Here is a 20,487-nt window from a genome sequence, read left to right on the forward strand (position 1 = left end):
CCGGCGGAGAATCTCCGCCGGGCCTGTCGTCACTGTGGGGCTAACAGGATTTGAACCTGTGGCCTCATCCTTATCAGGTCGGTCCGTGGGCATCGCGCACCACGGCTAATCCCGGCCGGTGCTGGGCCCACCTCCGGCGTGAGTCCGGCGGGATTCGCTGGTGATCGACCGTGTTGGTGTCAGCCGCTGATGTCATCGCCAGACGGCTCTCTTGACACGCCTTCGGTCGCCTCTATTTCCTCGCTCTCGTCGCCACCCATGGCGTTGAGCAAACGCTGCCGCGCCTGCTCCAGACGCCTGCCATAGTCAGGCATGAAGATTTCAGTGAGCGACTTCTCCAGGGTGCCGGAGATCGCGTAGATACCTGACCAGACGGCGCGGTCCGGGACGATCGCATCGAGCTCGTCGGACTTCATCATCACTTCGTAGAGCCAGTCCGACAGCACGAACGCTTGGTCGTGCGTGAGCTTGATGACCACCGGTTCCTCATTCACGCGGTCAAGGTACGCGACTGTTTGCCGGGCCTACGTGGCGCAGCGACCAACTGGTCAGGCGGCCGGCGTCCTCACGTGACCGATAGCGACGAGTCACACGCCAATGACGGCGACAGTCGGAGACCAGAATGCGCCGCCTACGACCAACAGGGCACCGGCTCCCCACACCCTCGGCCGCCTGACGTGCCGCTGTAGCCAAGAGCCAGGCATTCGTCCGAGCAACAGCGCATGGATTCCGAGTACGGAGCTCACCAGTGCAAGCGTGATCACTACGACCAGCGCACCCAGCGCCATGACCGCGAACGCCGCTCCCACGACCCACCCCCTTGAACCGCGCTTCGGCGGCTCGGCGTCAGTGTGGCAGAGGGACGTGGGGCGCTGACCCCTGAGGTCGGTGGAGCGGCTTTGGGCGGGAGCTGCCATGGGGCGAGAGATCGGGGCCCGTACGCTGGTCAGCGAAATCGGGCAGTCTGTGGACCTGCCCGTTAAGGCCCGATGTGGGCCCCGATCTTCGAGGCTCGCCCCATGGTGGCTGCCTAAAGCCGTGGAGCCGACCGGGCCCAGCCACAGCGGCTACCGTCCACGGCATCAGGTGTGCTCGCGCTAGCCGCGCGGCCGGCGGAGCCGGGGCCCGGAGCGGGGCGGAGACAGGAGCGTCGGGGCCCGGCGCTGGAGCCGGGGCCGCGCGCGGCGAGCGGAGCGAGCCGCCTTGATCGAGGTAGAGAAACCTGTAACAGGCCTAGCCCTTCTGCGGCAGCCCACGCGCGCCGGTCCGCTCTGCACCCTTCAGCTTCGCGCCGGTCAGCTTGGCGCCGCGGAAGTCCGCGTCCGTCAGGTCCGCGTTTGTGAGGTCCGCGTTGGTCAGGTCCGCGCCACGAAGATCCGCCTTGTACAAGATCGCGTCACGAAGATCGACCTTCCTCATCTTGGCGTTTCGCAGATCCGCACCCTCCAGGTAGGCGGACTGCAGGTTCACGCAATGTGATTCCTCGACTACCTCACCGGTCTCCGGGTCGATATCGAAGCCCCCACACGTCATGCCTGCTCCACGAAGGTTCGCGCCCACGAGAAACGTGAAGGCGAGTCTTGCTCCCATCAGATCCGCACCGCTGAGGTTGGCCTTGTCGAGCTCGGCCTCCTCCAGGTTCACGTAGGCCAAGAGGGCCTTGCGAAGGTCCGCGCCATTCAGGCTGGCGTAGCGGAGATCCGCCTCGTACAAGTCCACCCCAGGAAGGTTGAGAGGGGCCTTGTCGGTGAAGTGAAGGCCACGTAAATCGGTTGCGCTCAACTCGATGACCGTCCCCTGTCGCGGTCGGGGCGGCGTCTAGCCAGCGTTGCGATCGCTGCCCGGACATCGGCCCTTACTGCGTGTGTGTAGGCGCTCTTGATCGGCTCTTTCAGGCTCTTTGTGCTCGAGCCGGCGTGCCGCTGTGCGAAGGCGGCCAGTACGGAGACGACCGCGGGATGGTCGCGGGCGGAGTCTTGCATGATGCGCTGCAGGGCGTAAATGCCGCCCAGTCGGACATCTAGGGAATCTGATCCCAGATTGTTGATGGCGGCATTGAACCTGCTGGTGATCTGCCCGTGCTCGGAGATCCGTAGCTCCTTGCTGGCCTGTCCGACCTGCATCCAGGTGAACAGCAGCGCGCCCAGAGCGGCGAGCCCCGGCAAGCTGATCGCGATCAGAGTGACCCATTGTGTCTGGTCCCTGCCCTCGGATCTGGGCGCTGCCGAGCGGCCGAAGTGCCGTCGGCGGCGGACACGACGCCGACGAGCGATGCGGCGAAGTCCATCGGCACCCAGTTTCCCAGTCACCTGCTTATCGCATCCCGCGCCCTGAGCGTCAGCAACCTCGACTACTCCAGGAAGACCACGACCACAAGACGCCCTAGCTGGTGCGACTGAGCGCGGTCAGATGATCCAGGTACTCCCGGCCCGTCGCCTCGCTGGCGAAGTCCCGGTTGACGATGGCTGCCAGTTCGCGGCTGACCATGAGCAGGGACGGCAGGGACTGCCGGTCGCCCTTCAGTGCCCACTCGCCGTAGTTCACGGCCTGGTCCAAGTCGCCCTGCCTGGCTGCGACCACTCCGAGAGTGATCCGTGCCTCCGCCATGCGCATCGGTGATCGCTCGGACCCGTCGAAGTCGGTGCCCGCCCGGATCACCTCGTGTGCAAGGTTCTCGGCGAACCGGTCCTCTCCGAGCAGCCGGTAGCAGTCCATCGCGTAGAAGTCGAACTTCGCCGGGTCCACCACAAAGTGGTGATCCAGGTTCTCGGGGTACGGCATCCCCTCGAGGAGCTTGCGCCCCCGGTCCAACGCCACCTCGGTCTGTCGCCGGTCACCCAGCCTCGCCCAGCCCTTCGCCTCCTGTGCGGCGAGCTGCACCGCCACGCCATGCGAGGGAGCCGACTCCGTCCCGGCCTGGGACGCCGCGAGGATTCCGCGGTAGTCACCGGTAGTAAGGGCGAACCAGGCGCGCATCTCGTGCGCCCAACCGGAGATCTCCGCGTTCCCGGACTCACGAGCTAAAGACAGGGCTGCCTTCCGCGTGCTCTCAGCTGCCGCCCGGTCGCCCATGTCGTACTCGACGCATCCGATCAGGAGAGCCAGCCAGCCGGACAAGCTGAGCACTTCGCGGTGCTGCGCGAGCGTGAGCCGCTGGGACTGGAGCGCTGCAACCCGCTTGAGCCACTGCCTGCCCTCGGCGGCGAGCTGCCCGCTCGGCAGATACGGATACTCGGAGCACAGCCGGTCGGTGGTGATCCGGAGAGCATCAAGCGTGGCGTTGTCGACGTCGGACGCCTGAAGCCTGCTGATGATGTCCAGCGTCTCCATGCCGCTGGCGGCGACGATCTCGGCGTTCCCGTCCCGCTGCCCGGCTACCGGGAAGATCGCGTGGGTGACGGTGCCAAAGGTAGCCGCGATGATCGGCTGGTAGAAGTCGCTCGGCATGACCTCGCCGGACTCCCAACGCTTCCACTGGCGGACCATGCTCGAGCCCTCGGGCAGCGGCTTCGGTGCATGGGCGCGCAGGGCGGCAACCACTTCGGCTTGTGACCACTGTCGGGCTTCTCGCTCTGAAGCGATCCGTCGCGCCCATGCCGGCCGTTCGTCGCTCATGTGCTGCCCTCCCGTCGGGGTGCTTGCCTTCGAGTCTGGCACTCGGGGAGCCGGTGACACGGGGGGTGACAGGAGGTTGGCACCAAGGCTGTCCCCCAGTGACACCACGCCTGTCCCTAGTTAGCCGGTCGCCCGGAACGCATGGTGGATCACTGTCAGGCACCGCTCGGGGACTGGGCCCGCTTCTCCAACTCGGCCACTCGGGCGGCAAGTTGCTGGATCTCGGAGTGGATAGCGTTGATCTCGTCTCGGTTAACAGGCCCGGCCTCATCCTTGCCGGTTGGGGACTGCACGAAGTACCCCCGTGTCGGAACCGAGACGATCACGCCTTCATCGGCAAGCACCTTGAGCGCGTTGCCCACCGTCACCGTGGTGACCTTGAAGCGCTCCGCCAACTCCCGCAGTGAAGCGAGGCGGTGTCCCGCTGGGAGCGCTGCGATCTCCTCGCGCAAGGCGTCGGCGATCTGGACCTTCTTCGGCCTGGGGTCGTGGGCTTCAACCGTCATGCGGCGAGCGTACCGACTAGCGCGACATAGCACAGCCTATGTCACGCCATCCCTTGCGCTCTACTCTGCTCTATAGCAAGCTAGGTCATGCGGCTGTCACCGGCCGCAAAACCCGGAGGGCGACGCACCTACCGCCAAGCAGTTTCGCCGCCCTCCTTCGTCCCTCGAAGGGAGCCTCCATCATGCCCGCGACGCTCTACGTCACGCACCCCGCGCCGTTAACCGCTCCGCTGTCCCGCACCGAGGACGCTCAGATCGTCCCCTCGCCGTGCCAGGCGTGCTCCGCCTCTGGTGGTGCTGACTGGGTGAAGCGCGATGGTGTCGGCGTCCTGGTCCACCGTTCCGGCGGGGACTGCCCGGTGGCCGTGTCCTTCGATTGGGAGACCGGCACGCCGCTCGTCTCTGCGTCCGGGGCGGTGGCGGCATGAGCACTGCGACGATCACCGCGAACGAGCGGCTGCGCGGGGCGATGGTGGCCGCGAACGTCACGATCGAGGGCCTGGCCACCAGGCTCGGCGTCGACCCGAAGTCGGTGGAGCGCTGGATCACCCTCGGCCGCACCCCGCATGCGAGGAACGCGCACGCCGCCGCCAAGCTCCTCCACACGGACGCCTACCTCCTGTGGCCCGCTCTCGGGGACCGTCACCGGTCGGTGCCGACGGCTCGGGACGAGCTGATCACCTGCTACCCGACCCGTAGCGTCGTCCCGCTCGACCTGTGGCGCTCCACCCTCGCGAACGCGGTCGGCTCGATCGACCTGGCGGTCGCGCACCCCCTGTTCCTGGTGCATGCCGTGTCGGACCTGGCCGCGCTGGTCGCCGACAAGGCCGCGTCGGGTGTCCGGATCCGGATCGTCGGCCCCGTCGGCACTTCCCCCGTGACCCTGGCCGACGTCTTCCCCTCGCTCCTGACCGTGCCCGGTGTCCGGCTGGCTGAGCACTCGGGGCTGCACGCGGATGTGGTGCGGGCAGATGACGACCTCCTCGTGACCACTCCCGTTGACGGCCTGGTCCCGGTCCTCTCGCCGGTCCTGCACCTGCGCCGCCTCGGCCCGGCCCCGCTCACCTCCGGGTATCTGACCGCGCTCGATCACCTCTTCGCCACCGCCACTCTCCTCCACGCTCCTCGGCTGCGGGCGGTCGCCGCATGACCCACTTCCCCGTTCCCTCGGCCGCCGTTGCTGACGTGGCGGCGGCCGTGGGCCAGGACCCGATCACCGTGGCCGACCTGCTGCGCGTCGCCAACACCCCCGGCTTCGACCGCTGGCGCGAGCAGATCCGGCGCACGGGCGGCTGCTCGGACCCGATCCACCTCCAGGGCTGGACGATCACCAAAGACCGCACAACGGCCGAGACCCTGTACTCCTACTCGACCGCCGCCGAACCCGGTGGACGGCTCCGGGTGGCCTGCGGCAACCGGCGTGCGTCGCGCTGCCCCTCGTGCGCCTGGACGTACGCGGGGGACACCTATCACCTGATCCGTGCCGGGATCACCGGCGACGAGCGCAAGGACGTGCCCGCCACCGTGCGCGATCACCCGCGCGTGTTCGCCACCCTCACCGCCCCGTCCTTCGGCCCGGTCCACAACCGCCCGGCCTCCGGGCGCTGCCGCTGCGGCAAACTCCACCAGGACGACGACCCCGCCCTGGGCACCGCGCTGAACCCGGACCGCTACGACTACGCCACGGCCGTGCTGTGGAACAACCACGCGGGCCAGCTGTGGCAGCGGTTCACGATCTACCTGCGCCGGGAGATCGCCGCCCGCGCCGGGCTGTCGCAACGCGCGCTGTCGGATGTCTGCCGGGTCTCGTTCGGCAAGGTCGCCGAGTTCCAAAAGCGCGGCGCCGTGCACTTCCACGCCGTGGTCCGGCTAGATGGTCCGGACGGGCCCGACTCGCCGCCCCCGGCCTGGGCCACCGTCCCGCTCGTGGACGACGCGATCCGAGCCGCTGCCGCTCGGGTCCTGGTCGTGCTCCCGCCCGCCGGCACTTCTCCGGAACGGGAACTGCGCTGGGGAACACAGGTCGACGTCCAGCCCATCGGCGCGCTCGGACACGAGGACCTGACCGAACAGGCCGTCGCCGCCTACGTGGCCAAGTACGCCACCAAAGCAGCCGAGACCACCGGCACCGTGGACCGCCGGATTGTCGAACTCGGAGAGCTGGACCGCCTCGAGCTGCCCGACCACACCCGGCGGCTCATCGAAGCTTGTTGGGCCCTGGACGGCGACTATCCGGATCGGCTGCTGGCGCGCTGGTCGCACATGCTCGGCTTCCGCGGCCACTTCTCCACCAAGTCCCGCCGCTACTCCACGACCCTCGGCGCGCTCCGCCAGGTGAGGGCTGACTACCGCGCCCGCCAGGAACGCCAAGCCCGCGGGCTCCCCGAAGACCTCGACGACACGGAGGGCTCCACACTCGTGCTCGCCCACTGGACCTACGCCGGGCACGGCCACACCCCCGGCGAATCCTGGCTCGCCCAATCCATCGCCAACGACATCAAGCAAGACCGACAACTCGCACGGGAGCTCCGCGCCGAACTGGAGGGGGACGGCTGGGATGACTGACGAACTGCTGACTGTCCCGGAAGTGATGGCGCGCCTCAAGATCGGCCGCACTGCGGTCTACGACCTGATCCGCACGCACCGCCTCCCCTCGCTCACCATCGGCCGCAGCCGCCGAATCCCTGCGGACGCCCTGCGTGCGTTCCTCGCGTCTCGTCTGGAGGAGGCTGCCTGATGGCCAAGCGACGCCCCAACGGTGGGGGAACGATCACCAAGCGCAAGGACGGCCGCTATCAGGGCGCTGCCTACGTGACCAACACGGACGGGCACCGGGTGCGGAAGTTCGTCTACGGCTCGACGTACGACGAAGCGGCCGAGAAGCTGGGCAAGCTCCAGGACCAGGAGCGCAACGGCGTCCCGGTCCCGTCCCGTAGCTGGACGGTCGGGGAGTGGCTGGCCTACTGGCTCGAGCACATCGTGAAGCCCAGTCGCGAGTACAACACCTACGCGAAGTACGAGTCCAAGGTTCGGCTGTACCTCGTGCCGCACCTTGGGAAGAAGCCCATGGTCCGGCTCACCCCTGCTCACGTTCGGACGTTCATGACGACGCTGGAGCATCGCGAGCGGGTGCCGGCCGCCACGCGCTTCGAGGTGCTGCGGGTGCTGCGCAACGCGCTCAACCGGGCCCGGCTGGAAGAGCTGCTGACGCGCAACGTCGCCGAGCTGGTGGACATGCCGAAAGTGACCAAGGGGGAGGGCAAGCCGTGGTCGGCACGCGAGGCGATCGAGTTCCTGCGTGCCGTGCGGGCTCACCGGCTCTACGCGGCCTGCGTCCTCGTCCTGGTGCTCGGCCTTCGGCGGAGTGAAGTCCTCGGCCTGCGCTGGCAGGACATCGACTTTGACCGCCAGCAGTTCACCCCGGTCAAACAGGTCCAGCGCGATGACAGCGGCCTTGTGCTCAAGGACCTCAAGACCGAGTCGTCTCAGGCCGTGCTGCCGCTGCCCAAGTTCTGTGCGGATGCGTTGGAGGAACGGCGACACCTGCAAGCGCTGGAGCGGAAGTTCGCCGGTGATGCCTGGCAGCAGGCTCCGAACGAGGATCTGATCTTCTCGGAGCGCCACGGCGGGATGATCGAGCCTCGTGGCTTCTCCCGGACCTTCGACGCGCTGATAAAGCGGGCAGGTCTGCGCCGGATCACGGTCCGCTTGGCCCGGCACACCTGCGGGACGCTGCTCGCCTTCCTCAAGGTGCACCCCAAGGTGGCTCAGGCGATCCTGCGGCACAGCCAGATCAGCATGACCATGGACGTCTACACACACGTTGTGGACGACGATCGCCGGGAAGCTGCGGCCATGCTCGCCGACCTTCTGGAAGATCCGCTCATCGGCTGATGTCAGCCGGAGATGTCAAAGGCCCCCAACCGGAATCGGCTGGGGGCCTTTGCACTGGTGGGGCTAACAGGATTTGAACCTGTGGCCTCATCCTTATCAGGGATGCGCTCTAACCAACTGAGCTATAGCCCCTCCGCGCTGCGCGCTGACCTCTGAAGATTAGCGCACACGCGGTGCAGCGCCAAAATCGGAATCCGGAGACCCCTGCGCGGCGCTACTCGTCCTCGGCGAGCGTGAGCTCGACACCGCCCACAAAACCGGCGGAGAGGTTGTAGATGAAGGCTCCCAGCGTCGCCAGCGCTGTGGCGAGCACCACATCGATCACCGCGATCACCGAGGTGAAGATGAGCACCCGCGGCAGCGACAGGAACGACTGGAGGTCGAAGCCGTTGCTCTCGTTCGAGCCGGTCGCCTCACTGATCGTGCCGCCGACGGTCGAGAAGACGCCCATCGCGTCCATGACCATCCACAGCACAGCGGCCGCGACCACCGTGCACACGCCGAGCGCGATGGAGAGCAGGAAGCTGACCTTCATCACCGACCACGGGTCGGCTTTCGCCACCCGCAGCCGTGCCTTGCGCGTACGCGGCGTCGTGCGGGCCCCCGTGCGCGGCTTGCGTACCGCGGCGCCCGAGCCCTGGGCCGGGCGCTGCTGACCGCCCTGGGTCCCGCCGGGCGACGGATACGCCTGCGGCGGGTGGTACGGCTGGCCGGCCTGCTGCGGGGCAGGCTGCTCGCCGCCAAACATCTGGTACGGGGGCTGCTGCCCCCGGGTGTCCGTCACTGTGGCCCCCTGGGAGTCCGCGGCAGGGCCACGGGCACCGTTCGCTCCGGATGCTGCCGGTCCGGCGCCCGTGGCTCCACTCACGCTTTACTCCTCGTGCTCCCCGGCCGAGGACTGTGTGCCCTCGGCTGCCGCCTCGGCCGTCGCCTCGACGGCGGCCTCCTCGGTCCCTTCGGCCTCGACGGCCGCCTCGACCTCTTCGGCCTCACGACCGGCCTCGGCGTTGCGAGCGATGCCGACCACGGCATCGCGCTTGCCCAGGTTGATCAGTTGGACGCCCATGGTGTCACGGCCCGTCTCCCTGATTTCGTTCACTCGCGTACGAATCACACCGCCACCGAGCGTGATGGCCAGGATCTCGTCGGTCTCCTCGACCACCAACGCGCCCACGAGAGACCCACGGTCCTCCACGATCTTGGCGGCCTTGATACCGAGGCCGCCGCGGCCCTGGACGCGGTACTCGTCGACAGCGGTCCGCTTCGCGTACCCGCCATCGGTGGCTGTGAACACGAACGTACCGGGCCGGACGACATTCATCGAGAGCAGTTCGTCGCCCTCTCGGAAACTCATCCCCTTGACGCCCGAGGTCGCGCGGCCCATCGGACGAAGCGCCTCGTCGGTCGCGGTGAACCGGATCGACTGCGCCTTCTTACTGATGAGCAGCAGATCGTCCTCCGCCGACACCAGCTCCGCACCGATCAGTTCGTCGTCGTCGCCGCTCTCCGTCTCCCGGAGGTTGATCGCGATGACACCGCCGGAACGGGGCGAGTCGTAGTCCTTCAGGGACGTCTTCTTCACCAGACCGGCCTTGGTGGCGAGCACCAGGTACGGCGCGGCGTCGTAGTCGCGGATCGCGAGGATCTCGGCGATCTGCTCGTCCGGCTGGAAGGCCAGCAGGTTGGCGACGTGCTGGCCGCGCGCGTCACGGCCGGCATCCGGCAGTTCGTACGCCTTGGCCCGGTACACCCGGCCCTTGTTGGTGAAGAACAGCAGCCAGTGGTGGGTGGTGGAGACGAAGAAGTGGTCGACGATGTCGTCTTCCTTCAGCTTCGTCCCGCGTACGCCCTTGCCACCGCGCTTCTGGGAGCGGTAGTCGTCGGTCTTGGTGCGCTTCACATAGCCGCCACGCGTGATCGTGACGACGATGTCCTCCTCGGCGATCAGGTCCTCGATGGACATGTCACCGTCGAAGGGCACCAGCTTGGAGCGCCGGTCGTCACCGAACTTCTCGACGAGCGCGGCGAGTTCGCTGCTGACGATGCCGCGCTGCCTCTCCGGCGAGGCGAGGATGGCGTTGTACTCGTTGATCTTCGCCTGCAGTTCGTCGTGCTCCTGCACGATCTTCTGGCGCTCCAGGGCGGCCAGTCGGCGCAGCTGCATCTCGAGGATGGCGTTGGCCTGGATCTCGTCGATCTCGAGCAGGCCCATCAGGCCCTCTCGCGCGACATCGACCGTGTCGCTGCGCCGGATCAGCGCGATGACCTCGTCGATCGCGTCCAGTGCCTTGAGCAGACCGCGCAGGATGTGCGCGCGCTCCTCCGCCTTGCGCAGCCGGAACTTGGTGCGCCGGACGATGACCTCGATCTGGTGCGTCACCCAGTGGCGGATGAACGCGTCCAGCGACAGGGTGCGCGGCACGCCGTCGACGAGCGCCAGCATGTTGGCGCCGAAGTTCGTCTGCAGGTCGGTGTGCTTGTACAGGTTGTTCAGCACGACCTTGGCGACGGCGTCGCGCTTCAGCACGATCACCAGGCGCTGGCCGGTGCGCGATGACGTCTCGTCACGGACGTCGGCGATGCCGCCGATCTTGCCGTCCTTCACCAGGTCGGCGATCTTCTGTGCGAGGTTGTCCGGGTTGACCTGGTAGGGCAGCTCGGTGACCACCAGGCACTGGCGGTTCTGGATCTCCTCGACCTCGACGACCGCGCGCATGGTGATCGAGCCGCGGCCCGTGCGGTACGCCTCCTCGATGCCCTTGCGACCCACGACGAGAGCACCGGAGGGGAAGTCCGGGCCCTTGATCCGCTCGATGAGCGCGTCGAGCAGCTCCTCGTGCGAGGCGTCCGGGTGCTCCAGCGCCCACTGGGCGCCGGCCGCGACCTCGCGCAGGTTGTGCGGCGGGATGTTGGTCGCCATACCGACCGCGATCCCGGCCGAGCCGTTGACCAGCAGGTTCGGGAAGCGCGCCGGCAGAACCGTCGGCTCCTGGTTCCGGCCGTCGTAGTTGTCCTGGAAGTCGACGGTCTCCTCGTCGATGTCCCGGAGCATCTCCATGGACTGCGGCATCAGCTTGCACTCGGTGTACCGCATGGCGGCGGCCGGGTCGTTGCCGGGAGAGCCGAAGTTTCCGTTGGAATCCACCAGCGGCATCCGCATCGACCACGGCTGGGCCAGGCGGACCAGGGCGTCGTAGATCGAGGAGTCGCCGTGCGGGTGGTAGGTGCCCATGACGTCGCCGACGACGCGGGCGCACTTGTAGAAGCCCTTCTCGGGCCGGTAGCCACCGTCGTACATCGCGTAGAGCACTCGGCGGTGGACGGGCTTGAGCCCGTCCCGCACGTCCGGCAGCGCACGCGAGACGATGACGGACATCGCGTAGTCGAGATACGAGCGCTGCATCTCGGTCTCGAGCCCCACGGGCTCCACGCGCATGCCCACGCCCGGAACGATGGGCTCCTCTTCGGGCGTCACTGTCGTGTTCTCGTCGGCCATTGCTGGTCTTCAGTCCTTTCGTACGGTCAGCTGAGACCGACTCAGATGTCGAGGAAGCGAACGTCCTTGGCGTTGCGCTGGATGAACGAGCGCCGCGCCTCCACGTCCTCACCCATGAGCACCGAGAACAGGTCGTCGGCCTGGGCCGCGTCGTCCAGCGTGACCTGGCCGAGCACTCGGTGGTCCTGGTCCATGGTGGTGATGCGCAGTTCCTCGGCGTTCATCTCGCCGAGACCCTTGAAGCGCTGGATGGAGTCTTCCCTGATCCGCTTACCGCTCCGCTTGCCCAGGTCGACCAAGGCGTCGCGCTCACGGTCGGAGTAGGCGTACTCGAAGTCGTCCCGGCCCCACTTGATCTTGTACAGCGGCGGGCGCGAGAGGAAGACGTGACCCGCCTCGACGAGCGGCCGCATGAAGCGGAACAGGAACGTCAGCAGCAGGGTGTTGATGTGCTGGCCGTCGACGTCGGCGTCCGCCATCAGAATGATCTTGTGATAGCGGAGCTTCTCGATGTCGAAGTCCTCGTGGACACCGGTGCCGAAGGCCGAGATCAGCGCCTGCACCTCGGTGTTCTGGAGGATCTTGTCGATCCGCGCCTTCTCGACGTTCAGGATCTTGCCGCGGATGGGCAGGATGGCCTGGTACATGGGGTTACGGCCGGACTTGGCCGAGCCGCCGGCCGAGTCACCCTCGACGATGAAGATCTCGCACTTCGTCGGGTCGTTGGACTGGCAGTCACTCAGCTTGCCCGGCAGCGACGCCGATTCCAGCAGGCCCTTACGGCGCGTCAGGTCCCGCGCCTTACGGGCCGCGACGCGGGCCGTCTGCGCCTGGATGCCCTTGCGGATGATGTCCGCGGCCTCGTTCGGATTGCGGTCGAACCAGTCGGTCAGGGTCTCGTGGACGACCTTCTGCACGAAGGTCTTGGCCTCCGTGTTGCCCAGCTTGGTCTTCGTCTGGCCCTCGAACTGCGGCTCGCCGAGCTTCACCGAGATGATCGCGGTGAGACCCTCGCGGATGTCCTCGCCGGAGAGGTTGTCGTCCTTCTCGCGCAGCAGCTTCTTCTCGCGCGCGTAACGGTTGACCAGGCCCGTGAGCGCGGAGCGGAAGCCCTCTTCGTGGGTGCCGCCCTCATGCGTGTGGATCGTGTTCGCGAAGGAGTACACGCCCTCGGTGTACTGCGAGTTCCACTGCATCGCGATCTCGACCGAGAGCATCCGCTCCTTGTCCTCGGACTCGACGTCGATGACAGTGGGGTGGATCAGCTCGCCCTTGCGGGAGTTCAGGTACTTCACGAAGTCGACGATGCCGCCCTCGTAGTGGTACTTGACCGTACGGGCCGGCTCCTCGAGGTCCTCCGGCTCCTGGCCCGTCTCCGCGCCGGCGGTGGCCTTGGCCGACTCGCGCTCGTCCGTCAGCGTCAGGGTCAGGCCCTTGTTCAGGAAGGCCATCTCCTGGAAGCGGCGCGAGAGCGTCTCGAAGGAGTACTCCGTGGTCTCGAAGACGTCGCCGTCGGCCCAGAACGTGACCGAGGTGCCGGTCTCGGTGGTGGCCTCGTGACGCTCCAGCGGCGCGGTGGGGACGCCCGACTTGTACTCCTGCGTCCAGCGGTAGCCGTCCGTCCTGATCTCGACGGCGAGCTTGTAGGACAGCGCGTTCACCACGGAGACACCGACGCCGTGCAGACCGCCGGAGACGGCATAGCCGCCGCCGCCGAACTTGCCGCCCGCGTGCAGCACGGTGAGCACGACCTCGACGGCCGGCTTCTTCTCGACGGGGTGGATGCCCACCGGGATGCCACGGCCGTTGTCGACGACGCGTACGCCGCCGTCGGCGAGGATCGTGACGTCGATGCTGTCCGCGTGGCCGGCCATGGCCTCGTCGACGGAGTTGTCGACGACCTCTTGGACGAGGTGGTGGAGTCCACGCTCACCGGTCGAGCCGATGTACATGCCGGGGCGCTTGCGGACCGCGTCCAGACCCTCGAGGACGGTGATCGCGCTGGCGTCGTACGAGGCTGTGACCTCGCCGTTCCCACCGGCAGGGGCGGACGGAGTGTTCTCGTTGGGGTTGCCGGAATCGGCCACGAAGCGCCCTTTCTGGCACAGCACGAGCCGTCCACCGGCGTGCGGGGGAGCGGCTGCGTCGTTCGGCATCTAATCGACGTGTCCCGCAACAGAAGCGGGACTGTCCACCAGTCTACCGGTAACGCAGACACTAATGGCGGTTTGCCGGTAGCTGAGTCCGCCTGTGGCGCCCTGAACCATCGCCGTCCGACTCCCCATATCCGGGAAGGGGCTCCAAGAGGCTCACACGGGCTTTGAGCGCTTCGGGCTGTCAACCTCTCGCTACGGTGAGGGACACCTCATCCATGTCACCGGGTTACTCGTGCCGCGAAGGCCTCCCCGGAGACGGCCGGACATCAGCCGTAGGTGTCGCCGGGGCCCGTGCTGCCCGGTGCCCGCAAGGGTCCGTACCGGCGCGCGGGCCCACCAGGACCGAGCACCTTGATCGCGCGGACGGTCCCGTGCCCGAGGTCCTCGTTGAGCCGCGCCACCAGGCGCGGAGCCAGCAGCCGCAGCTGGGTGGCCCACGCCGTCGAGTCGCACTGGACGGTCAGCAGGCGCTCGTCCGGAGCCTCGTCGTACCGCAGCGGGACACAGTGGTTGGCCAGGTCCTCGCCCACGATCTGGGGCCAGCGACCCATCACCCCGCCCACGGCGGCCGGCGTCTCCCAGCCCCGCTCGGTGATCAGCCGGTTGATCGCCGCGCCCAACTGCAGCGGATCGCGCCCGTCGGCCCGCGCTCCGGAACGCAGCCCGCCGCCCCGCCTTGCCTGCTTCTTCTGCTGCGCCGCCGCGCCGCGGGCCTTGGCCTGCTCCTTCGCGGCGCGCAACGCCACACGTGCCAGGTCCACACCGGAGGACTCTCCGGCGGCCGCCGGCCCCGTCTCCGCCGGCCTTTCGCCACCCTCGCCGCTCATACGCGCTGCACCGTCCCGCCCGAGACCTCGTAGCGGGCGCCCGCCAGCACTGCCGGGACGTCGTCGTCCACGGCCGCGGTCACCAGCACCTGCTCGCCATGGGCCACCAGTTCGGCCAGCCGCTCCCGGCGCCGGGCGTCCAACTCCGCGAAGACGTCGTCGAGGACCAGCACGGGCTCGTTGCCCTCGGCCCGCAGCAGGTCGTACGAGGCCAGCCGCAGCGCCAGCGCGTACGACCAGGACTCGCCATGGCTCGCGTATCCCTTGGCGGGCATCTGTCCCAGTTTCAGGACCAGTTCGTCACGGTGCGGACCGACCAGGGTCACGCCCCGCTCGATCTCCTGCTTGCGCACCTCGGCGAGCGCCGCCGTCAACTGCTCGAAGAGCGCTTCGCGGCCGTGCGCCTCGTCCATGGGGCCCGCCGAGGACCGGTACTCGAGCGCGACGGGACCGCCTCCTGGTGCGAGTGACTCGTACGCCTTGTCGGCGAGCGGCTGCAGGGCGGCGATCAGGTCGAGCCGCTGGGCGGTCACCTCGGCGCCCGCGCGCGCGAGGTGCTGGTCCCAGACGTCGAGGGTGGACAGGTCCATGCCACGGCCGCCGTGCCGCCGCGCCATGGCCGCCGACTTCAGCAGGGTGTTGCGCTGTTTCAGCACACGTTCGTAGTCGGAGCGCACGGCCGCCATGCGCGGCGAGCGCGCCGTGACCAGCTCGTCGAGGAAACGCCTGCGCTCGCCGGGATCGCCCTTGACCAGCGACAGGTCCTCCGGGGCGAAGAGCACCGTCCGTACCAACCCCAGTACGTCCCGCGGCCTGACCTGCGAAGACCTGTTGATCCGGGCACGGTTCGCCCGGCCGGGATTGAGTTCGAGCTCGACGAGCTGCGACCGCTCCCCCTGGGTCACGGCGGCCCGGATCACGGCCCGCTCGGCCCCCATCCGCACCAGCGGCGCATCCGAGGAGACTCGGTGGCTGGCGAGCGTGGCGAGATAGCCGACAGCCTCGACGAGATTCGTCTTGCCCTGCCCGTTCGCCCCCACGAAAGCGGTGACGCCCGGATCGAGAGGGACCTCGACCCGGGCGTACGAGCGGAAGTCGGCCAGCGACAGATGCGTGACGTGCATGGTGTGCGCCGACCTTCCCCCGGCATGGCTGTGCACGACTGGTGCACAGCCTGTGGACTACTTCTTGCTCTCCACCGCGTGTCCGCCGAACTGGTTGCGCAGCGCGGCGATCATCTTCATCTGCGGGGAGTCGTCCTGGCGGGACGCGAAACGGGCGAACAGCGAGGCGGTGATCGCGGGCAGCGGGACCGCGTTGTCGATGGCGGCCTCCACCGTCCACCGGCCTTCGCCGGAGTCCTGTGCATAACCGCGCAGTTGCTCGAGGTGCTCGTCCTCGTCCAGCGCGTTGACCGCGAGGTCGAGCAGCCAGGAGCGGATGACCGTGCCCTCCTGCCAGGAACGGAAGACTTCGCGCACATCGGTGACGGAGTCGACCTTCTCCAGGAGCTCCCAGCCCTCGGCGTAGGCCTGCATCATCGCGTACTCGATGCCGTTGTGGACCATCTTCGCGAAGTGGCCCGCGCCGACCCGGCCCGCGTGGACCGAGCCGAACTCGCCCTCGGGCTTGAGGGCGTCGAAGATCGGCTGCACCTTCGCGACGTTCTCGGCGTCACCGCCGTACATCAACGCATAGCCGTTCTCCAGGCCCCACACACCACCGGAGACACCGCAGTCGACGAAGCCGATGCCCTTCAGACCCAGCTCGACGGCGTGCTTCTCGTCGTCGGTCCAGCGGGAGTTGCCGCCGTCGACGACCACGTCGCCCGGGGAGAGCAGTTCGGCCAACTCGTCGATCGTGGACTGCGTGGCGGCGCCTGCCGGGACCATGACCCAGACGACGCGCGGGCCCTTGAGCTTGCCCACAAGCTCCTCGAGGCTGTGGACATCAGCGACGTCAGGGTTGCGGTCGTACCCGATGACGGTGTGGCCGGCGCGGCGAATGCGCTCACGCATGTTGCCGCCCATCTTGCCGAGACCGACGAGACCGAGCTCCATCAGATGATTCCTCAATCGTTGTGTGCAGTACCTACCCGTGTCCGAGCCTACGCCCGGACACGGGTGCACACCTGTGGGGTCAAGCGCTCAAAAGCCGCTGATCAGCCGCTCAGCCGCACGGGCATGATCAGGTACTTGTAGGCCTCGTCCGCCTCGGCGTCCACGGCCGGCCGGCCGCTCAGCAGCGCCGGCTTGGTGGAGGTGGTGAACGAGAGCTGGGCGACGGGCGAGTCGATCGCGCTCAGGCCGTCCAGCAGGAAGGTCGGGTTGAAGGCGATCGAGATGTCGTCGCCCTCGAGCTGCGCGTCGACCCGCTCCACAGCCTGTGCGTCGTCGCTGGAGCCTGCCTCCAGGATCAGCACACCCTGCTCGAAGCTGAGTCGCACCGGGGTATTGCGCTCGGCGACAAGGGCCACGCGCTTGACGGCCTCGACGAACGGCGCGGTCTCGATGACGGCCACCGAGTTGAACTCGGTCGGGAAGAGCGTCCGGTACTTCGGCAGGTCGCCCTCGAGCAGTCGCGTCGTGGTCCGGCGTCCCGCTCCTTCGAAGCCGATCAGGCCCTCGCCGGCGCCGGAGCCCGACAGCGCCAGGGTGACGGTGTCACCGCTGGTGAGCGCCTTGGCGGTGTCCAGAAGCGTCTTGGCGGGCACCAGGGCGACCGCGGAGGCGTCGGGGTTCTCCGGCTTCCACAGGAACTCGCGGACGGCGAAGCGGTAGCGGTCGGTGGACGCCAGCGTGACGGTGTCGCCCTCGATCTCGATGCGCACACCGGTGAGGACGGGGAGCGTGTCGTCGCGGCCGGCGGCGATGGCGACCTGGGCGGCGGCCGAGGCGAAGACCTCACCGGGCACGGTGCCGGTCGCGGTCGGCATCTGCGGCAGGGCCGGGTACTCCTCCACAGGCAGGGTGTGGAGTGTGAATCGGGAAGAGCCGCAGACCACGGTGGCTCGTACACCGTCTGTGGAAATCTCCACCGGACGGTTGGGGAGGGCGCGGCAGATGTCGGCGAGAAGGCGGCCGGAGACCAGCACGGTGCCGTCCTCGTCCACCTCGGCCTCCACCGACACACGGGCCGAGACCTCGTAGTCGAAGCTCGAGAAGCTGACGGCGCCGTCCTCCGCCTTCAGGAGAAGGCCCGCAAGAACGGGCGCCGGCGGCCGGGCCGGGAGGCTACGGGCCACCCACGCCACCGCCTCCGCGAGTACATCGCGCTCCACCCGGATCTTCACCGGAACCGCCTCCTGCTGTTGCTGGCTCGCCCTGCTGGCCTTCTCGTCGGCTTGATGCCGGGGACCAGTCTGACGCACGACGCCGACAGTCGGTGCGGGTCGGGGTCAAGTCATGGCAAGAGCTGCCCGGCGGTCCGGGCTCGAGTTGTGCACAGGGCCTTCTTCGAAGCGAATTCCCCGGTAACTCTAGGTGGGAGTAGTAGTAGGGGCTGTGGAAACGGTGGATAACGTCGTTTACGCAGGTCAAGCCCGCTTTTTTGTCCACCGCGCCTGTGGGTGGGGGCCGTGGACAACCCGGTGCTTCTGTGGACACCCGAAAGTTCTGCACACCCGATGCACAGGCCCCGGGGACTTCTCCCCAGTCCCGTCCCCAGCTTTACCCCGGTTCCCCACAGCCCAACCGACCTCGTTGGTGTGACGGCTTTCACTCGACGCGGTGAGCGGGTGTGTTTCGTTGCCGAACAGTGGACAGGGGTGTGGAGAAGCTGTGGGCAACGGACCGTTGCCTGTGGGGCGGCGGTGGACAACGATGATCACAGCCTGTGGAAGCTTTTTGTGTCCACAGTCTGTGGAACCTGGTTTGCCACAAATCCCCAAGGGGCTGACCTGCAGCGACGGTCCGGTGTTTGGTGAGCCTGTGGACCGGTCGTGGACAACTTCCCGGTCCCCAGGCTGTGGACGGAGGAATCCCCGCACAACTGTGGAGAACGGCTCGACGCCGGCTCGAATTCGAACAGAGCGGTGCGGGCGGGACGGCTGAGGGCGCTCCGGGAACCGTCCCGGAGCGCCCTCAGGAGCCGTCGTGGCCGGCCTGTCAGCCGTTCTTGATGCGATTGGTGAGCTCGGTGACCTGGTTGTAGATGGACCGCCGCTCCGCCATGAGGGCACGGATCTTCCGGTCCGCGTGCATCACCGTCGTATGGTCCCGGCCCCCGAACTGCGCGCCGATCTTCGGCAGCGACAGATCCGTGAGCTCCCTGCACAGGTACATGGCGATCTGCCTCGCCGTCACGAGCACCCGGCTGCGAGAGGAGCCGCAGAGGTCCTCGACCGTGAGCCCGAAGTAGTCCGCGGTGGCCGCCATGATGGCGCTCGCGGTGATCTCGGGAGCCGCGTCCTCGCCGCCGGGGATCAGGTCCTTCAACACGATCTCGGTGAGCCCCAGGTCCACCGGTTGCCGGTTGAGGGACGCGAACGCCGTCACCCGGATCAGCGCCCCTCGAGCTCACGGATGTTTCGAGAGATGCGGGAGGCGATGAACTCCAGTACCTCCGGCGGGGCGTTGAGCTGCTCCTGGACGGCCTTTTTCCGGAGGATCGCGATGCGCGTCTCGAGCTCCGGCGGCTGCACGTCCGTGGTCAGACCCCACTCGAACCGGTTGCGCAGCCGGTCCTCCAGCGTCATCAGCTGCTTGGGCGGCCGGTCGGAGGACAGCACGATCTGCTTGTTGGCGTTGTGGAGAGTGTTGAAGGTGTGGAAGAACTCCTCCTGCGTCGACTCCTTGCTCGCGAGGAACTGGATGTCGTCGACGAGGAGGATGTCCACGTCCCGGTAGCGCTTGCGGAAGGTGTCGCCCTTGCCGTCCCGGATCGAGTTGATGAACTCGTTCGTGAACTCCTCCGAACTCACGTACCGGACGCGGGTCCCCGGGTAGAGGCTGCGCGCGTAGTGCCCGATCGCGTGCAGGAGGTGCGTCTTGCCGAGTCCCGACTCCCCATAGATGAAGAGGGGGTTGTACGCCTTGGCCGGCGCCTCGGCGACAGCGACGGCTGCGGCGTGTGCGAACCGGTTGGAGGCGCCGATGACGAAGGTGTCGAAGAGGTACTTGGGGTTGAGGCGGGCGTGCGGCTCGCCAGGGCCCGGTGCCGGTGCCGGCTGTGCGCCGAGCGGCCCCGGAGCTCCCGAGGGGCCGCGGTGCGGAGTCTGCGGCTCCTGCATCGAGTGCCGCTCCGGACGTGAGTCGTACTGCCGGCGCTCGGGTGGCTGCGGCGACCGGTAGTCGTGCTGAGGCTGCCGCTGGGGCGCGGAGGCGTAGGGGTCGCGGTCCTGGAAGCCGCCGAGCCGCGGCTGCTGCCACGACAGGTCCTCCTGGGTACGCGGCCAGGAGCCCGGCTCGTGGCGCTGCTGGTACTCGGGGTAGGCGGGCCGGGCCGTCGGCAGACCGTCGTCGGAGGAGCGGTGACCGTACGCGTCGTACGGATCTCCGGGCCGGGGCTCGTCGTGCTGCGGTCCCTGGTACCGGGGCTGCTGCTGAGGAGGAGGCCCCTGGGGGACCGGGCCCTCGCCGACGGAATCGTCGACGGTGATCGCGATCCGGATGGGACGGCCGCATTCGCGGCTCAGCGTCTCGCTGATGAGGGGAGCGAGCCGGCCTTCGAGGACGCGCTTGCCCCATTCATTGGGGACGGCGAGCAGTGCGGTGTCGGCCACCAGGGCGAGCGGCTGGCAGCGCTCGATCCACTGTTTGTCCTTCGGCTCGACGCCCTGCTGGCCCTCGTCGAGGAGCTGCTCGAGCACTCGTGGCCACACTGCGGCAAGATCGGCAGGTACGTCAGCCACAAGGCACGCTCTCTCACAGGTCCCACGAATGTGTGGTTCTCGGGACGGGATGGGAAGACAGGCAGGAAAAGAATCCAAGTTCAGCCACGGTAGTCAGGGCGACCCGCGTGGTTCAAGTTGTTGTCCACAGCCTGTGCACAGT

17 protein-coding genes, 1 tRNA gene and 1 pseudogene are annotated in these 20,487 nt (G+C 67.9%); 5 read left to right on the forward strand and 14 right to left on the reverse strand.

Features of this window, described 5'->3' with window-relative positions; translation table 11 throughout:
- Window positions 1-179: 179 nt before the first annotated feature.
- From GLX30_RS17795 to GLX30_RS17815, 5 genes are all read right to left on the reverse strand, one after another.
- On the reverse strand, window positions 180-494 hold the full coding sequence (locus GLX30_RS17795) for a hypothetical protein (protein WP_244258200.1): 315 nt from the start codon (window positions 492-494) through the stop codon (window positions 180-182).
- Between the two features lie 739 nt (window positions 495-1,233).
- Entirely contained in the window at window positions 1,234-1,782 is a 549-nt protein-coding gene (locus tag GLX30_RS17800) for a pentapeptide repeat-containing protein (RefSeq protein ID WP_159689781.1), read from the reverse strand.
- On the reverse strand, window positions 1,779-2,309 hold the full coding sequence (locus tag GLX30_RS17805; RefSeq protein WP_159689786.1) for a hypothetical protein: 531 nt from the start codon (window positions 2,307-2,309) through the stop codon (window positions 1,779-1,781). The genes GLX30_RS17800 and GLX30_RS17805 overlap by 4 nt, the downstream gene beginning before the upstream one ends.
- A 73-nt stretch (window positions 2,310-2,382) precedes the next feature.
- Window positions 2,383-3,540, reverse strand: coding sequence for an XRE family transcriptional regulator (locus tag GLX30_RS17810; RefSeq protein WP_244258201.1), 1,158 nt, complete (start codon window positions 3,538-3,540; stop codon window positions 2,383-2,385).
- Window positions 3,541-3,770: 230 nt separating this feature from the next.
- Entirely contained in the window at window positions 3,771-4,121 is a 351-nt protein-coding gene (locus GLX30_RS17815; protein ID WP_159689794.1) for a winged helix-turn-helix domain-containing protein, read from the reverse strand.
- 182 nt (window positions 4,122-4,303) lie between these two features.
- On the opposite strand from GLX30_RS17815, the gene GLX30_RS17820 reads away from it, so the two are divergent.
- From GLX30_RS17820 to GLX30_RS17840, 5 genes are read left to right on the forward strand one after another with little or no spacing between them, the layout of a single operon-like run.
- Window positions 4,304-4,549 carry a hypothetical protein gene (locus GLX30_RS17820; protein WP_159689799.1) on the forward strand — a complete coding sequence of 82 codons (246 nt, stop codon included), beginning with the start codon at window positions 4,304-4,306 and terminating at the stop codon, window positions 4,547-4,549.
- On the forward strand, window positions 4,546-5,271 hold the full coding sequence (locus tag GLX30_RS17825) for a helix-turn-helix transcriptional regulator (protein WP_159689804.1): 726 nt from the start codon (window positions 4,546-4,548) through the stop codon (window positions 5,269-5,271). The genes GLX30_RS17820 and GLX30_RS17825 overlap by 4 nt, the downstream gene beginning before the upstream one ends.
- A complete protein-coding gene (repSA, locus tag GLX30_RS17830) occupies window positions 5,268-6,686 on the forward strand; it encodes a replication initiator protein RepSA (RefSeq protein WP_159689807.1) in 1,419 nt (472 codons plus the stop codon). Before GLX30_RS17825 ends, repSA begins: the two co-directional genes overlap by 4 nt.
- On the forward strand, window positions 6,679-6,858 hold the full coding sequence (locus GLX30_RS17835) for a helix-turn-helix domain-containing protein (protein WP_159689809.1): 180 nt from the start codon (window positions 6,679-6,681) through the stop codon (window positions 6,856-6,858). The genes repSA and GLX30_RS17835 overlap by 8 nt, the downstream gene beginning before the upstream one ends.
- A complete protein-coding gene (locus tag GLX30_RS17840; RefSeq protein WP_159689812.1) occupies window positions 6,858-8,015 on the forward strand; it encodes a site-specific integrase in 1,158 nt (385 codons plus the stop codon). The genes GLX30_RS17835 and GLX30_RS17840 overlap by 1 nt, the downstream gene beginning before the upstream one ends.
- A gap of 55 nt (window positions 8,016-8,070) precedes the next feature.
- On the opposite strand, the gene GLX30_RS17845 is transcribed toward GLX30_RS17840, so the two are convergent.
- The 9 genes and pseudogenes from GLX30_RS17845 to dnaA all read right to left on the reverse strand — a co-directional run bounded on the left by GLX30_RS17845 (window position 8,071) and on the right by dnaA (window position 20,345).
- A tRNA-Ile gene (locus GLX30_RS17845) sits at window positions 8,071-8,147 on the reverse strand.
- 82 nt (window positions 8,148-8,229) lie between these two features.
- Window positions 8,230-8,799 carry a DUF3566 domain-containing protein gene (locus GLX30_RS17850; RefSeq protein ID WP_159689814.1) on the reverse strand — a complete coding sequence of 190 codons (570 nt, stop codon included), beginning with the start codon at window positions 8,797-8,799 and terminating at the stop codon, window positions 8,230-8,232.
- Window positions 8,800-8,886: 87 nt separating this feature from the next.
- A complete protein-coding gene (gene gyrA / locus GLX30_RS17855; RefSeq protein ID WP_159689817.1) occupies window positions 8,887-11,511 on the reverse strand; it encodes a DNA gyrase subunit A in 2,625 nt (874 codons plus the stop codon).
- A 41-nt stretch (window positions 11,512-11,552) separates the two neighbouring features.
- Window positions 11,553-13,622 (reverse strand): DNA topoisomerase (ATP-hydrolyzing) subunit B, encoded by a 2,070-nt coding sequence (gene gyrB, locus GLX30_RS17860; protein WP_159695100.1) that lies wholly within the window; start codon window positions 13,620-13,622, stop codon window positions 11,553-11,555.
- Window positions 13,623-13,933: 311 nt separating this feature from the next.
- Complete coding sequence (locus GLX30_RS17865) at window positions 13,934-14,494, reverse strand: DciA family protein (RefSeq protein WP_159689820.1); 561 nt, start codon at window positions 14,492-14,494, stop codon at window positions 13,934-13,936.
- On the reverse strand, window positions 14,491-15,618 hold the full coding sequence (gene recF / locus GLX30_RS17870) for a DNA replication/repair protein RecF (protein ID WP_159689822.1): 1,128 nt from the start codon (window positions 15,616-15,618) through the stop codon (window positions 14,491-14,493). The genes GLX30_RS17865 and recF overlap by 4 nt, the downstream gene beginning before the upstream one ends.
- A 57-nt stretch (window positions 15,619-15,675) precedes the next feature.
- On the reverse strand, window positions 15,676-16,554 hold the full coding sequence (gene gnd / locus GLX30_RS17875; RefSeq protein ID WP_159689825.1) for a phosphogluconate dehydrogenase (NAD(+)-dependent, decarboxylating): 879 nt from the start codon (window positions 16,552-16,554) through the stop codon (window positions 15,676-15,678).
- Between the two features lie 101 nt (window positions 16,555-16,655).
- A complete protein-coding gene (gene dnaN / locus GLX30_RS17880; protein ID WP_005314958.1) occupies window positions 16,656-17,786 on the reverse strand; it encodes a DNA polymerase III subunit beta in 1,131 nt (376 codons plus the stop codon).
- Between the two features lie 814 nt (window positions 17,787-18,600).
- Window positions 18,601-20,345 (reverse strand): annotated as a pseudogene (gene dnaA, locus GLX30_RS17885) (chromosomal replication initiator protein DnaA).
- Between the last annotated feature and the right edge of the window lie 142 nt (window positions 20,346-20,487).

The sequence above is a fragment of the Streptomyces sp. Tu 2975 genome, from assembly GCF_009832925.1.
In the GTDB taxonomy this organism is placed as follows: domain Bacteria; phylum Actinomycetota; class Actinomycetes; order Streptomycetales; family Streptomycetaceae; genus Streptomyces.

Excerpts from the sequence above, each read along its gene's own strand:
- recF (WP_159689822.1), bottom strand. The coding sequence starts at position 15,618 with ATGCACGTCACGCATCTGTCGCTGGCCGACTTCCGCTCGTACGCCCGG.
- gyrA (WP_159689817.1), bottom strand. The coding sequence starts at position 11,511 with ATGGCCGACGAGAACACGACAGTGACGCCCGAAGAGGAGCCCATCGTT.
- GLX30_RS17865 (WP_159689820.1), bottom strand. The coding sequence starts at position 14,494 with ATGAGCGGCGAGGGTGGCGAAAGGCCGGCGGAGACGGGGCCGGCGGCC.
- GLX30_RS17840 (WP_159689812.1), top strand. The coding sequence starts at position 6,858 with ATGGCCAAGCGACGCCCCAACGGTGGGGGAACGATCACCAAGCGCAAG.
- GLX30_RS17835 (WP_159689809.1), top strand. The coding sequence starts at position 6,679 with ATGACTGACGAACTGCTGACTGTCCCGGAAGTGATGGCGCGCCTCAAG.
- GLX30_RS17815 (WP_159689794.1), bottom strand. The coding sequence starts at position 4,121 with ATGACGGTTGAAGCCCACGACCCCAGGCCGAAGAAGGTCCAGATCGCC.
- GLX30_RS17820 (WP_159689799.1), top strand. The coding sequence starts at position 4,304 with ATGCCCGCGACGCTCTACGTCACGCACCCCGCGCCGTTAACCGCTCCG.
- repSA (WP_159689807.1), top strand. The coding sequence starts at position 5,268 with ATGACCCACTTCCCCGTTCCCTCGGCCGCCGTTGCTGACGTGGCGGCG.
- GLX30_RS17825 (WP_159689804.1), top strand. The coding sequence starts at position 4,546 with ATGAGCACTGCGACGATCACCGCGAACGAGCGGCTGCGCGGGGCGATG.
- gnd (WP_159689825.1), bottom strand. The coding sequence starts at position 16,554 with ATGGAGCTCGGTCTCGTCGGTCTCGGCAAGATGGGCGGCAACATGCGT.